Origin of the sequence: Pseudoduganella sp. R-32 (assembly GCF_049913245.1) — a bacterium.
Classification (GTDB): domain Bacteria; phylum Pseudomonadota; class Gammaproteobacteria; order Burkholderiales; family Burkholderiaceae_D; genus Rugamonas.
The window spans coordinates 2,867,410-2,881,422 of sequence record NZ_CP183987.1; the positions used below are offsets into that span (position 1 = coordinate 2,867,410).

A 14,013-nucleotide genomic window follows, 5' to 3' on the forward strand; every position below is an offset into this window, starting at 1 on the left:
AATATTTTTGGAATGTTTCTTCTACTAGATGTAGTTTAGTTTCATGCTACCTTCCGGAGCGGTCGTGCCCGATGCGGAATCCGCATTTGCTTATGCTGGTTTCGCATATGGTGCGGCCATTCTCTTAAAAACTCAAAAGGAAGCAGAGAAATGACCATTCTGATTGAAACCACCCACATCCAGATCACCGACTCCACCGAGCCGGAATACCTGATGGACGACATGAGCGGCGCCCTGGCCGACGTGAGCGTCTCCTGCTGCACCTGCTCCTGCTCTTGCTGCTGCTAAACGGTTAAGTCCGGACACCGGCGTCGTTGCCTCGTGCAGCAGCGCCGGTGCCACGCCTTTTTTCTGAGATTGGTTAAGAGAATGAGTGAGTCCCTGTACATCTCGCCGCTGGCCGAAGTGACCACGCTGGGCGAAGACAAGATTGCCATTTCCGTCGTCGGGCGCCGCTTCACGGTGGAAGACCGGGTCGGCATCCTGAAAAGCATCCTGGCCGACGCCGCGCAAGGCGTCACGCTGAAAAAGCTGCTCGACGACCGCGCCGAGAGCTTCCCGCCCGAGGCGGTGGAAGCGGCGGTCAACGCCCTGGTCGAGGCGCGCGTGCTGCTGAAGCAGAACGGACGCAGCGGCGGCGATGCCACCTTCCACCACCTGCAGCACCGCCGCGAGCAGGACGGCATGTCCGGCCCGGCACAGCGCCCGCACTACGACAAGTCCAACTGGGTGCTGGCGCTGGCAGGCACCGGCTCCTGCGCCGATGCGCTGGCCGCTTCGCTGACCGAACTCGGCGTGCAGGTGGAGCGCGTGGTGCGCGACGGCCCCTTGCCGGACAAGGGCGAACGCCGCGCGCTGCTGCTGGTGGCGTCCGATTTCGACGACATCGCGCTGTTCCGCGCCATGAATGCCACGGCCGTTGCTGCCGGCTGGCCGGCGCTGTTCGTCGGCATCGACTGGAACACCGTGCATTGCGGCCCCCTGGTGCTGCCGAAAGCCACCGGCTGCTACGAATGCTATTTCCACCGCGTGCGTTCGACCCGCAAGTTCGTGGCGGAATTCGACATGCGCAGCCAGTCGGAGAACATCCTGTACCACGCGCTGCCAAGCCGCCTTGCCGTCCAGTTCGGCGTGGCCGAGGCGTCGCGCCTGGCGCTGCAGTTCCTGGCCGGCACGCTGGAAGGCCTGCAGCAAAGCGTGTTCAGCGAAATCGACAGCGCAAGCGGCGAGATCGTGCGTTCGCGCGTGCTGCGCTTGCCGCGTTGCCAGGTGTGCGGCACCGCCAGCACCGAGCGTCCGGTAGGCAGCGTATTCCAGCAGGCGCTGTTGCGCCGTCGGGCCTGAGCCATGGAGCGCCTGTCCGATGCGGGCCAGCTGGCCCTGGTGCACGACGCCCTGGTGCATCGCCGCCACGGCATCATCACGTCGCTGCTGGAAGAAACCGAGCACCCCGATGCACGCGGCCTGTTCGTCTTTAATGCCTTGATGGTCGACATCAAGAGCATGATGGTCGACCCGGCGCGCGGCAAGGCGAACAACCCGAACACCGATCGCGCCAGCCTGGCCGGTTCCGGCGCTGCGTTCGATCGCACCTCGGCCATGTGGGCGGCGTTTGGCGAAGCGGTGGAGCGCTATGCGGCGGCCGCGCATTTCGACGACCAGTTGCTGTATGCCTCGCAGGATTCCCTGGGCGACGCGGCGGTCGGCCCTGGCCAGTTCATCCTCTTCGCGCCGGAGCAATATGGCGAGGGCTTCGAATTCGCGGCCGACGACACGTCGGTGGTGCGCGCCTGGGCGCCGGCTGCCGACCTGATGGACCCTGCGCGCGAGGCCTATGTGCCGGCGCAGATGGTCTACCTCGGCATGCAGGTCAAGGACAAGCGCGAGATCGTGATGCAATCCTCGTCCACCGGCCTGGCAACGGGCATGGACGAAGGCAGGGCCTTGCTGAGCGGCCTGGCGGAAGTGATCGAGCGCGACGCCTTTGCTGCCATGTGGCAGATGAAGCATGCGCCGCGCAAGCTGCTGGTGGCCCCGTCCACCATGGAACGCCTGCTGCCCGGCGTGCGCCGCCAGCTGGCGCACCCCAGCCTGGACGTGCATCTGTGGGACATCACGACCGATGTCGGCATGCCGGTGGTGCTGTGCCTGGCGCGTAGCCGCAACGACGGCACCATGTCGCTCGGCGCCAGCGCCCACCTCGACGTCGCCACGGCCATCAACAAGGCCGTGGTGGAAGCCTTCCACGGCTATGTGTGGGGCAGCTCCATCCTGGCGGCGGGCACGCCGCTGCCGGAGCAGGGCGCGATCCGCAACCCGGGCGACCATTTCGCCTTTTTCCTGGATCGTTCGCGCCAGGGGGCGATGGACTTCCTGTTCACCAGCGAGGCCACGGTTTCTTCCGACGCCCCCGCGCTGCGCCAACTGGCCGGCATGGGCGACTTGCTGGCACGGCTGAAGGTCATGGGCCTGCGCGCGCTGGCGGTGGACGTGACTTCCGCCGACGTGGCCAGCCTTGGCTTCTGCGTGCTGCGCGCCTTCATTCCCGGCCTGCATCCGCTGCTGTTCGGCGACGGCCTGGTGAGCCGCGATGAGCGCCGCCTGCGCGCCATCGCTGCACACTGGGGCTTGCCGGGCGTGCCTGAACCTAACCTCGAACCGCATCCGTTCCCATGACCAAGACACTCCAGGAATTGCTGCCGCCGCAGGCCATGGCGGGCCAGTTCGACATCGACGACCCGGCCGAGATCCTGCATGAGCAGACCAAGTTCCACCGCGCCACCCTGATGGGTCAGGTGAAGAACATTGTGCGCTTCCTGCGCCATCCGGCGTATATCGCGCGCGGCGCGGCGGGCTATAACGCCTATCCGTCCTGCCCGGCGATTGAATTGCCGGAACCGGTGCTGGCGCTGGGCGAACTGGCGCAGGCCTTGGCGCAGCGCAAGAGCGCGCGCGCCTTTGCCGGCGCCATGACGCTGCAGGAGCTTTCCAGCCTGTTGCACCATTCGCTGCGCGTGCGCCGCATGGCCAAGAGCGATATTGCGCCGCATGTCAAGCTGGCGTTCCGCTCCTATCCGTCGCCGGGCGGCCTGTACCCGACCGAGTTCTATTTCTTCCTTAACCAGGTAGAGGGCATCGAGCCTTGCATCGCGCATTACGATGCGCGCAACCACTTGCTGCGCGTTTTGAAACCGCAGCAGGGCGACGCCTTCGGCAGCGCGGAAGTAAAGTCGGGCGAGTCGGGCGGGTCGGGCGTCCAGGCGCCGGTGGTGTGCGTGATGACCAGCGTGCCGCAGCGCGCGACCGCCAAGTACGGCGCGCGCGGCTATCGCATGTCGCTGCTGGAAGCCGGCCACGCTTCGCAGAACCTGTGCCTGGCCGCGCAAGGGCTGGGGCTGGGCTCCCTGGTCTACGGAGCCTATTATGACGACGAGCTGGCGGCCTTGCTTGATATCGATGGCGTGACGGAAACCGTGGCTTCCGTCATGCTGCTCGGCCGCGAAGCGCCGCTTGCACCTGCCGCCAGCGAGGACGAATGAACGACGCGCCGGGTTGGCAGGATAGTGAGTTGTGGCTGCGCGATGCGGCAGGTGCCGTGCTGCGCCTGGCCACGGCTGGCGATCGGGATGGCGCAGGGGATGCGCTGGAACGCCTGTTCGCGCTGCGCGGGCGCTTCCATGCCTATCCGGTCCTGCAGGACATCCTGGCCGGGCGGCGCGCCTGGCGTGCTTGCGGCAGCGTTTATGCGCTGGGCGAGCACGAACCGCCGCCTGCGCTGCTGCGCAATTTCGACGAGGCGGCCGCCGCCTGTGCCGCTTTTCTCGGCCTGCCGCCGCCGTGCATCCTGCTGCAATGCGTGCCGTCGGAGCGCGACATGCACCTGACGATGGAGAGCTTGCCGGGGCTGGCCATGGTGCGCCTCTCCACGCAAACTGAAGGCTATTCCGATGGCCTGCGCGCGGTGGTGTTCCATGAAGTCGCCCATTGCTTCCTGACGTGCGGCGTGCGCCTGCTCGACGAGGGACTGGCGCAACTGTTTGCCAACCGGTTCGGCGGCGCCACGCCGCTGCCGCAGCGGCCGGAACTTGCCCCGCCATTGCGCAGCATGCTGTCGCGCGACGGCGATGCCATGTTCGCTGCGTCGACAGGTGCCGGCATTGACGCCTACCGTGCTGCCTGCCGCCTCGGCGCCGACCTGCTGGATGCTGTCTGTGCCCGTGGCGGTGCGACGGCGATTGTTTCGCTGTTCCGTGCCGTCGCGCGCGCCGCCAGCGACGCACAGATCGCCGGGCTGGTGGAACAGGCCAGCGGCCTGGCGATTCCCGCCGCGCATGTCCAGGCCGTACAGCAGGCGGGGAACGAGACTACTGCCCAAGTGCAGCAAGCCATTTTCTCCGCGTGGAGCAGCAAGCGCGCCGAAGACCTGTCGGCCGGCATTGCTTTGCTTGAAGCGGAAGCGGTATTCACCCAGCCCGTGCTGCTGGACGCCTTGCTCAGCGCCCGCCTGAACCAGGCGTTGCTCCAGGTCCACGGCGGCGCCAGGCTGCCGGCCGAGCAGGAGGCAAGCATTGACGCGCTGCTCAAGGCTGCCGATATCCTCCCGGCGGGCCGCCAGTGGCTGTGGCGCGGCGTGCGCGCCATCCTCGCCATCCTGCTGGCCCAACCCAACATCATCAAGGTCGCGACGGCAGGGCAGAACGCCTTGCACGCCTTCGGCAAAGCGCAGGAATTGATCGCCGGCGACCCGGACCTGCTGATTCATCATGCTTCGCTGCTGTTGCATGCACCGCCCAATTACGGCGGTGATCGCGACCGCGGCGCAGGCATGTTGCGGCAAGCAATGCAGCACCCGCTGTACCGCGCGCACGCGCGCGAGATGCTGCTCGATAACGGCATCGACCCTGGCGACGAAGTCGTGGCCATCGCGCCTTCGATACCCGAACCGGCGCCTTCCGCGCCCGCGACCGCGCACGCGCGCGAGCCCGCCGCCATCGCCCTCGAAGCGCTGGGCATCGCGTTGCAGCTTCCGTCCGGCTTCAGGTTGAAACCGGGCGACCTGGCCCTGCGCAAGGGCGAGCGTGTCGCCATCGTCGGTCCCAATGGCGGCGGCAAGACCATCCTGCTGGAGACCCTGCTCGGCCTGCGCGCGCCCGACAGCGGCAGTATCCAGCTGGCCATCGGCGACCCGCGCGACGCCAGGGCGCGGCAGAAACTGGGCGGCCTGCTGCAAAGCGCCGACCTGCCGGGCCAGATGCGCGTCAGCGAAGTCATGTCGCTGCATGAAACGATCTATGCCCGCACGGAACCGGCGGTGACCCGTGCCCTTGGCATGGACGAACTGCGCGGCAAACTCTGGCAGCAACTCTCGCGCGGCCAGAAACAGCGCGTCATGCTGTGGCTCGCGCTATCCCACGTACCGGAACTGGCAATGCTCGACGAACCGTCGCTCGGCCTCGACGAATGGCATGCCCGCGCCTTGCGCGAGCTGTTGGCCGTCATGCCGACCACCGTGCTGCAGATCTCCCACGTCCCCGCCGACCTGCTCGGCATGGACCGCATCCTGTGCATGGAAAGGGGGGAACTGGTCGACGGCGGCACCCTGGACGAACTGCAGGCGCGCCGCGTCGGCCGCTTCAAGGCCCGCATCGGCCAGGCACTGACCGGCGAGGCGGAACAATCCATGCACGCGCTGCCAGCGCTGCTGCGCGCCGAAGCAATGCAGGACGGCTGGCTGCTCCAGGGCGCGCAAGGCTTCGACGCGGGATTCCGCCGCTTCATCGAGCAGCAAGGCATCACCAATTTCAGTCTCGAAGCTTCGACCATCGAAGACTTCCTGGCCGACCTCACCAAAGGTGGAACCGCATGAAAAACCTGCTGCACCTGGTGCGCGCCGACCTGGCGCTTTTCCTGCGCGGCCGCCTGGCCTTGTTCTGGACCTTTGCCTTTCCCTTGCTGATGCTGATGATGCAAATGGCGCTGTTCGGGCAAGAGGCGAAGCTGGGCCCCGTAACGCTGGTCATCCATGACATGGACCGCAGCACGGAAAGCGCAAGTTACGCCAGCGAGCTGTCGCGCGGCCTGCGCCTGCAAAACAGCGTTGAATTCCGCGTGGCCGCACCATCCCGCACGGTAAAGCCCGACCTGGAGCTCACCATCCCCGCCGGTTTCGCCGAAGCCGTGCGCGCGGGCCAAAGCACCGAGATGAAGCTCGAAACCTCGCTCGCCGCCGGCCCCACGCTGGAAGCCAGTTACGGCATGCTGCGCGGCTTCAGCGACGGCTACAACCTGGCCGGCCTGCAGGACGAACCGCGCGTCGTGCTGCCACCGCCGCCGGCGCCGGCCGCCGGCGCGCTGGACTACCGCCTGTTCCTGGTCAGCGGACTGGCCGGCCTGGTCATCCTGTCCACCAGCCTGATGGGATTCGCCGGGCCGCTGGTCGCCGCCCGCGAAGGCGGCATGTTCCGCCTCTACCAGCTGTTCCCGATGCCGACAGGCGTGGTGGTGCTGGCCTGGTGCCTGTCGCGCCTCGTCATCATCGTCCTGGCCAGTGCCGCCATGTTTGCCGTGGCCTGGGCCGTCTATGGCGTGAAGCTGAATGCCGGTCCCGCCGGCATCGCGGCAGCTGGCGGCATGCTGGCCCTGGGCTGCGCCGCCTTCCTGGCATTGGGACTCCTGCTGGCCGCAGCGAGCCGCAGCGTGGCGGGCGTGACCATGGCCAGCAACCTGCTGTACTTCCCGCTGCTTTTTTCGGGAAACCTCATGATCCCGCTGGGCGGCTTGCCGCCGTTGCTGCGCGACGCACTCGAATTCCTGCCGCTGAATGCGATGATGGCCAGCATCCGGCACGCGCTGACCGGAAGCATGAGCTGGAAGGGCGACGCCTACAGCATCGTGGTACTGGCCGCAATGATGTGCGCCTGCCTGCTGCTGGCTGTGCGCCGCTTCGGCTGGACGCCGCGTGACCTGCACTGAGAAGGAGTCCTGGATTGAAGAAGATGAATATCCTGATGATCGCCGGCGTGCTGGCACTGGCCGCTGCCGCTGCCGCCTATGCCTTCGGCAGCCGCCAGCCCTCGGCCTCCGGCACGGCAACGGTGAACGTGACCCTGGGCGGCGTCGCAGGGCAGAAGGGCGCGTTGATGGGGGCCATCTGCAACAAGGATTCCTTCCTGAAGACCTGCCAGTACTTCGCAGTGCAGCCAGCCATCGCAGGCAATGTGCTGAGATTCTCCGGCGTGGCGCCCGGCAGCTACGCCGTGATGGTCTACCACGATGAAAATGCCAACGGAAAGCTGGACAAGTCGGCCAACGGCATGCCGCTGGAAGGCTGGGGCTTCTCCCGCAACGCACGCGGCCATTACGGCCCGCCGGCCTTCGACGACGCCCGCATCGACATCAAGTCCGGCGCCAACGATATTGCACTGGACATGGTGTATTGATGGCGCCCATTGTCGACGTCAGGCAGGTCAGCAAGCATTACCGGCGCGGCGAAGAAAGGATCGCCGCGCTGGACAGTGTTTCCTTCAAAATAGGCGAGCCTTCGGTCGTGGCCATTGCCGGCCCCTCCGGCAGCGGCAAGACTACCTTGCTCGGCATGCTGGCGCGCTTCGAACGGCCGGACAGCGGCAGCATCCACCTTGACGGCGCCGCGCTGGATGCCTTGCCGGACCATGAGCTGGACACTTTCCGCAACCGCAAGCTCGGCTTCGTCTTCCAGAACTTCAACCTGGTCGGCACCCTGACTGCGCAGGAAAATGTGGAACTGGCGCTGGCGACATGCGCCCTGCCGAAGCGGGAACGGCGCAAGGCGGCGGCCGAAGCCCTGTCCCTGGTCGGCATGGAGCACCGCCTCGACCACACCCCAGCGCAACTGTCCGGTGGCCAGCAGCAGCGTGTCGCCATTGCGCGCGCCCTGGTCAACCGTCCCAAGCTGGTGATTGCCGACGAACCCACCGGAAACCTGGACAGCAAGACCGCCCAGCAGATGCTGGAACTGGTCGATCGCCTCCACCGCGACCTCGGCACGACCTTCATCATCGCCACCCACGACCAGCGCGTGATGGATATGGCCGGCCAGGTGCTGCGCCTGGAAGACGGCAAGGTGACGGCATGACACAATGGCTGGTGCTGGCCCATCGCAACGTGCTGCGCAACGGGCGCCGCTCGCTGCTGCTCGGCGGGACCATCGCCATCGGAACCCTGGCCTTGCTGCTGTTCGCCGCCTACATCGCCGCCTCGCTCGATGGCCTGCGCGAAAGCACTATTCGCGGCGGCCTGGGGCATGCCCAGGTCAGCGCGCTCCCGCCTGCTGACGGTTACGTGGAACAGCAGCTCCAGTATGGGCTGGACGGTGCCGAGCGTAGCCGCATCGAGACGCTCCTGGCGAAAATGGACGGCGTCCGGCGCGTCGCCCCGCGCCTGCAATTCAGCGGCCTGGTATCGAACGGACCGCGCACGCTCACCTTCGAAGCCCAGGGCGTGGACCCGGTGCGCGAACTGCAGGCATTCGGCACTTTCCAGTTGCTGGCGCAAGGCGCACCGCTGCGCGCCGGCGACGAGGGGCGCTACCAGGTCCTGGTTGGCCGGGAAATGGCGCGCCGCCTAGGCGTTCGCCCCGGACAATCGCTGACGCTGATGACCACGACGGTGCAGGGCAGTGTGAACGCGATGGATGTCGAAGTCGCAGGCCTGCTCGCCACAGGCATTCCGGAGCGCGACCTGTATACGCTGCAGATTCCGATCGAGACCGCGCAGGAGCTGCTGCGAACCAGGAAAATCTCTCACCTGTCCGTGCTCTACCAGGACACGGCCAGCGCCGATGCGCAATCGGCCGCCATCGCACAGGCAATCGGCGGCAAGGTACGCCTTCAGCGCTGGCAGGAACTGGCGCCGCTCTATCCGCAGGTGATGGCCCTGTTCCGCAACCAGTTCATCGTCTTCGGCGCCATCATCGGCCTGATCGTCTTCCTTGGCGTGGCAGCGATGACCCTGGCCACCATCTATGAGCGCGGCAAGGAGATCGGCACGCTGCGCGCAATGGGCATTCCGCAAGCGATGGTGCGCCGCCTGTTCATGTTCGAAGGCCTGCTGCAAGGCGCCTTCGGCGCTCTGGCCGGCGGCACGGCTGCATGGCTTGCCACGCTGGCGATCAACGCCGCCGCCATCGAACTGGCGCCGCCGCCCGGCCGCAACGTCGGCGTGCCCCTGCACCTGCTATGGCTGTTCCAGCCAAGCCTGGTGATCGTGCTGGTATTGCCGCTGCTTGCGATGGCGGCAGCCTGGCTGACCAGTGGCCGCATCGGCCGCATGCCGGTGAAAGCCATCCTGACCTCCAACTAGACCATGCTGAAACGATTCCTGATCCTGATGGTGTGCGCCGGTGCGGCACAAGCATCGCCGCCGGGCGCCACCGAAATCCTGCAACAGGTAGACCAGTACCGCATGCCGGTCAACAGCTTTGAAGCGAACGTGCGCATCGAAGCCGGCGACGGCCAGGAGCCCGGCACCTATGTGATCCGGGGCGCCAATTACAACCAGGTGCTGGTGGAAGCGACCAGCGTCGACCAGCGCGGCCAGAAATTCCTGACCACGGACAGCGGCCTGTTTTTCTATGCGCCACGTACGCGGCGCGCCATTCGCCTGACTCCCTTGCAAACACTGCTCGGCAAGGCAAATATCGGCGACCTGTCGCGCATCCGTTTCAGCCATGATTACGACGCCGCCGTGCTGGAAGGCGAAACCGAGGGCTGCCCGGCAAAGTCCTGCGTCGCGCTCGAACTGCGCAGCCGCAACGAAGCGGCCACCTATGCCAGGATCAAGCTGCTGGCCGCAAGGCAGGACGGGCGCTATGTGCCGCTCAAGGCAATGCTCTACGTCGCCAGCGGCAAGCTGCTGAAGATCGCCACTTTCGATGCAGCGCATGGAGGCCTGCCGCCGACCACGCGCTATGCCGACCCGCAGCAGCCCGGCGGGGAGACGCGGGTGGTGTTTGAAAAGGTGAGGGCGGCCGAATTCCCCGCCAATATGTTCAACCCGCGCACGCTGGAGCAATGAAGCGCCTGCAATGCCTGCCGCTGGCGGCGGCCGTCGCTGCCGCCGCTCCAGGCGATGCCTCGGCCGGCGAAGACTGGACCGGCGGCTTCGTTCTGGGTGCGCAAGAGCGCACGATCTTGCAGGACACGCCGCTGAATCGCGACAATTTTCTCGGCATTGCCGGCAGCGGCACGCGCGCCGTCGCACTGTTCGAAGGACGCCGGCAGGACTTCACGTGGCGCCTGCGCACCGAGGCGCTGCATACGGAGCGCGATGGCATGCGCGGCAAAGCAGTGCTGCAGGAACTGAACCGCGTGCTCGACCTTGGCGCAGGCGCATCGCTCTCGCTCGGCAAACGCCTGTATGCACTGGATCCCTCGTACATCAACCAGCCGCTAGGCTTCCTGCAAAAGCGCACGGACCTGAGCGACCCGCTGGACACGCTCGGCAATTCCGAAGGCATCCCGATGGCTGTCCTATCCTGGAGCGGCGCGCGCGCCAGTGCAGCGGCCCTGCACGCCCGCGAGGCAGGCGGCCGCGTGCAAACCATCCTCAAACTCGGCTACGAATTCGACGCCGTCAGCGCCGGCATGGTGCTGCGCCGCGCACATGGCGAACATGCCGGCATCGGTGCCACCATCAGTGCCGCGCCGGCCGATGCCCTGTCCTGGTACGCCTCCGCCTACCGCGCCGGCGGCGCGGCCCGCTACACCCGCGCCACCGCCGGCCTGGTGCTGACACCCGCGGCCCAGCCCAAGCTGCAACTTGAATACGCCTACAATGGCCGGGGCATGCCGGACGGCGAATTCGAATTGCTGCAACAGCAAGCGCAATCAAGCCTGCCGCCCTATGTGCTGGCAACACTGGCAAGCCGCCTGCCCAGCCTGGGCGCAAGGCAGCACTACGCCAGCCTCACGATATCGAAAGCAGCAGGCGCCTGGGATGCCGGCGGCGGGATGTACCTGGGGCTGGACGACAGCAGCCGGGTGTGGCACGGCCAAGCCGACTACGCCTTCAGCGCCCGCACGCACCTGATGCTGTCAGCGATGCGCCAGCAAGGAAAGAACGGCAGCGAACGCGCCCTCTCGCCGGTAAAGGAAACGCTGGCACTACGGTTACGCCATGCGTTTTAAAAGTCGGGGTCAGCTCCGGCAATCTGCCACAAAACGCACGAATGTGCGTTTTGTGGCAGATTGCCGGAGCTGACCCCGACTTTTATTTTGGTTGGAAGCCGTCGGCGGTGATGTCGAGGTTGCTGACGTCGCCGTATTTGGCGGCGATCTTGCCGATCTCGGATGCTTTGCCTATCAGCACCATCTGCAGGTTCTTGCGTGGGAAGTGCTTCTCTACCAATTGCCTGGCGCGCTCGGGCGTCAGGCTGTCGACGTCTTGCATGAAGTTGTCGATCTGGCTGCGGCCTACGTCGTTGGCATACATGTCGCCGAGCAGCGATGCCAGCTGTTCGCTGGTCTCATAGCGCGGCGGGAACTGGCCTTTCACGTAGGCCTTGGCGGAATCCAGCGTCGCCTTGTCGATGCCTTTGCTCCACAAACGGTCGTAGGTTTTCAGCGCCAGGTCCAGCGCGGCTTCCGTCGTCGGCAGTGCGGTGAAGCTGGAGATCGAGAACGTCCCGGTTTGCGACAGCGTGTTGAAGCCGGAATTGGCGCCGTAGGTCAGCCCGGAGTTCACGCGCAGTTCGTCGTTGAGCCATGAAGTGAAACGGCCGCCCAGCACGGTGTTCAGCACTTGCAGCGGCACGTAGTCGGGGTCGTTGCGCGCAATGCCGGCGCCGCCGATCAGGAACGTGGTCTCGATCGCATCGGACTTGTTCACCACCCAGACGCGTGCCTTGTCCGCTTTCACCGCTCCGTAATCGGCGTGTTGCGGGGCGGGGCCTTCGGCTTTCCATTGGCCGAACAGTGTTTCGACTTTCCTGCGCATCTCTGCCGGATCGAAATCGCCGACCACCACCAGCGCTGCGTTGTCCGGGCGGAAGTAGCGCTTGTGGAAGGCTTTCACGTCGTCCTGCTTCAACCCCGCCAGGCTGTTGACTGTGCCCGAGGGGGGATTGGCGTAGGGCGCATGACCGAACAGCATGGCGCGGTAATAGTTGCCGGCCACCATGCGCGGGCTTTCCTTGGCCTGTTTCAAGCCGTCGACCTTGCGCGCACGCAGCTTGTCCAGTTCCGCGGCATCGAAGCTTGGCTCCTGCACCAGTTCTGCGAACAGCGGCAGCAGGGTATCGGTGTCTTTGCGGGCGAAGTTGGCGGCGATGGTCGATTGCTCGACGCTGCCGCCACCTGCCAGGACGGCGCCGCGGAAGTCGAAGGCCTGGTCGATTTCGGCCTTGCCATGCCTGGCGGAGCCGAGCAGCACGCCGTCGCCGGTCAGGTTGGCCAGGCCGGCCTGCGTGCCGTCGTTGACGGCGCCAGCTTTCACCACGGCGCGCACGGCGACCAGCGGCACGTCGTGGCGTTCCATCAGGTAGACGGTCAGGCCGTTTGGCAGCCTGGCGGTTTCAAACGCGGGCAGCTTGAATTCGGCGCCTTGTGCGGAGGCGGCAATTGCGCCGGTGAGCGCGATGGAAATCAGTTTCTTCATCAATCAGTCCTCCTTCGCGGCCAGCACGCCGATGGTGCGCTGCGATTTCTTAAGGTACTTGGCCGCGGCGGCCTGGATGTCGGCGGTCGTCAACTTTTCGTAGGCGGCAGGGGCGTTGAAGGCTTTCCTGTAGTCGCCGTTGAAGACTTCGTAATTGCCCAGCAACTGCGCTTTGCCGTTGATGGTTTCCTGCAGGCGGTAGATGCCCAGCAGGCGGGAATTCTTCACCTTTTGCAGTTCTTCCTCGCTCACGCCTTCCTTCACGACCTTGTCGATCGCTTCCAGCATCGCCTTCTCGATCCTGGACGGTTCGACGCCGGCGGCGGCCACTGTCATGATGTACAGCAGGCCGGGATCGAATCCGTCGCTGCTGTTGGCGCCGACGCTGGTTGCCAGCTGGGTTTCCACCAGGGCTTTGTACAGGCGCGACGTCTTGCCTTCGGTGAGCACGGATTGCAGCAGGTCCAGCGCGTAGGTGTCGGCGGAAGCCCGCTGCGGCACTTTGTAGGCCACGATCAGGTTGGCCGAAGTCGCGGACGGCTTGGCGACAAACAGGCGGCGTTCGCCTTTCTGTTCCGGCTCCACGGTGCGCACGGCGGGCGGCGCTGCGCGTTGCGGAATGCTGCCCAGGTATTTGGTGGCCAGCTTTTTCACTTCGTCCGCCTTCACGTCGCCGACGATCACGGACACCGCATTGTTCGGCGCATAGTAGGTGCGGAAGTAGTTCTCCAGGTCCTTCTGGGTCCAGGCCTTGATATCCGATTCCCAGCCGATGGTGGGAATCGCATAGGGGTGGGCCACGAAGGCGACGCTGTCCAGGTCCTGCATCAGCATCTGCACATTGGAGTTTTCCAGGCCGGTGCTGCGCTCGGACAGCACGACACCGCGTTCGCTGTCCACCATCTTCGGATCGATCGAGAGGTGGCCAATGCGGTCGCCTTCCAGCTTGAAGATGGTCTCCAGCGAAGAGGCGGGGAACCAGTCCTGGTACACCGTCACATCGCTATTGGTATAGGCGTTGTTGGAGCCGCCATTGGCTTCCATGGTGCGGTCGAACATCTTCGGCCCGTAGTGCTTCGAGCCGTTGAACATCATGTGCTCGAAGAAGTGCGACAGGCCGGTAATGCCCGGCGCTTCATTGCGCGAGCCGACCTTGAAGTAGGTGTACATGGTCGCATTCGGAATGCTCGAGCTTTCCAGCACGATGAACTTCATGCCGTTCTTGAGCGTGAAGGTCTTGACCTGGTCGGCCGTCAGCGCGGCCTGGGCGTGCGAGGCGGCCGCGCAGGCCAGCACCGTTGCCAGCATTTTCAACCTCATCTGGGTTTCCTTTTCATGACAGAGTTGCCGAAAGAGTACTAGATCCATAGGGGAAATGCC

At 65.5% G+C, this 14,013-nt stretch carries 13 protein-coding genes; 11 read left to right on the forward strand and 2 right to left on the reverse strand.

The genetic code is table 11. The annotated features are described in order from the left end of the window. The first annotated feature begins 150 nt into the window (after window positions 1-150). The 11 genes from ACN9MU_RS13210 to ACN9MU_RS13260 all read left to right on the forward strand — a co-directional run bounded on the left by ACN9MU_RS13210 (window position 151) and on the right by ACN9MU_RS13260 (window position 11,165). A complete protein-coding gene (locus ACN9MU_RS13210; protein ID WP_154668206.1) occupies window positions 151-288 on the forward strand; it encodes a hypothetical protein in 138 nt (45 codons plus the stop codon). Between the two features lie 81 nt (window positions 289-369). Beyond that, window positions 370-1,344, forward strand: a complete 975-nt coding sequence (locus ACN9MU_RS13215) for a TOMM precursor leader peptide-binding protein (protein WP_426322863.1) — start codon at window positions 370-372, stop codon at window positions 1,342-1,344. Window positions 1,345-1,347: 3 nt separating this feature from the next. Continuing rightward, window positions 1,348-2,676 carry a YcaO-like family protein gene (locus tag ACN9MU_RS13220; protein WP_426322865.1) on the forward strand — a complete coding sequence of 443 codons (1,329 nt, stop codon included), beginning with the start codon at window positions 1,348-1,350 and terminating at the stop codon, window positions 2,674-2,676. Then, the gene (locus tag ACN9MU_RS13225) at window positions 2,673-3,539 is read left to right on the forward strand and encodes a SagB/ThcOx family dehydrogenase (protein ID WP_426171213.1); all 867 of its coding nucleotides are present in this window, start codon (window positions 2,673-2,675) and stop codon (window positions 3,537-3,539) included. The genes ACN9MU_RS13220 and ACN9MU_RS13225 overlap by 4 nt, the downstream gene beginning before the upstream one ends. After that, complete coding sequence (locus ACN9MU_RS13230; protein WP_426344704.1) at window positions 3,536-5,866, forward strand: ATP-binding cassette domain-containing protein; 2,331 nt, start codon at window positions 3,536-3,538, stop codon at window positions 5,864-5,866. The genes ACN9MU_RS13225 and ACN9MU_RS13230 overlap by 4 nt, the downstream gene beginning before the upstream one ends. Further along, window positions 5,863-6,972 (forward strand): ABC transporter permease, encoded by a 1,110-nt coding sequence (locus ACN9MU_RS13235; protein ID WP_426344705.1) that lies wholly within the window; start codon window positions 5,863-5,865, stop codon window positions 6,970-6,972. Before ACN9MU_RS13230 ends, ACN9MU_RS13235 begins: the two co-directional genes overlap by 4 nt. A gap of 23 nt (window positions 6,973-6,995) precedes the next feature. Continuing rightward, entirely contained in the window at window positions 6,996-7,439 is a 444-nt protein-coding gene (locus ACN9MU_RS13240; RefSeq protein WP_426344883.1) for a DUF2141 domain-containing protein, read from the forward strand. Then, window positions 7,439-8,113: an ABC transporter ATP-binding protein gene (locus tag ACN9MU_RS13245; protein WP_426344706.1), complete on the forward strand. Its 675-nt coding sequence runs from the start codon at window positions 7,439-7,441 to the stop codon at window positions 8,111-8,113. Before ACN9MU_RS13240 ends, ACN9MU_RS13245 begins: the two co-directional genes overlap by 1 nt. Further along, window positions 8,110-9,339 carry an ABC transporter permease gene (locus ACN9MU_RS13250; protein WP_426344707.1) on the forward strand — a complete coding sequence of 410 codons (1,230 nt, stop codon included), beginning with the start codon at window positions 8,110-8,112 and terminating at the stop codon, window positions 9,337-9,339. Before ACN9MU_RS13245 ends, ACN9MU_RS13250 begins: the two co-directional genes overlap by 4 nt. Before the next feature lie 3 nt (window positions 9,340-9,342). Continuing rightward, on the forward strand, window positions 9,343-10,053 hold the full coding sequence (locus ACN9MU_RS13255) for an outer membrane lipoprotein-sorting protein (RefSeq protein WP_426344708.1): 711 nt from the start codon (window positions 9,343-9,345) through the stop codon (window positions 10,051-10,053). Next, complete coding sequence (locus ACN9MU_RS13260) at window positions 10,050-11,165, forward strand: hypothetical protein (RefSeq protein WP_426344709.1); 1,116 nt, start codon at window positions 10,050-10,052, stop codon at window positions 11,163-11,165. Before ACN9MU_RS13255 ends, ACN9MU_RS13260 begins: the two co-directional genes overlap by 4 nt. Window positions 11,166-11,247: 82 nt before the next feature. Here ACN9MU_RS13260 and ACN9MU_RS13265 read toward each other — a convergent pair whose 3' ends face one another. Together ACN9MU_RS13265 and ACN9MU_RS13270 are read right to left on the reverse strand one after the other, a co-directional pair. After that, a complete protein-coding gene (locus ACN9MU_RS13265) occupies window positions 11,248-12,633 on the reverse strand; it encodes a M16 family metallopeptidase (protein ID WP_426344710.1) in 1,386 nt (461 codons plus the stop codon). Between the two features lie 3 nt (window positions 12,634-12,636). After that, window positions 12,637-13,953, reverse strand: coding sequence for a M16 family metallopeptidase (locus ACN9MU_RS13270; RefSeq protein WP_426322881.1), 1,317 nt, complete (start codon window positions 13,951-13,953; stop codon window positions 12,637-12,639). Window positions 13,954-14,013: the final 60 nt, after the last annotated feature.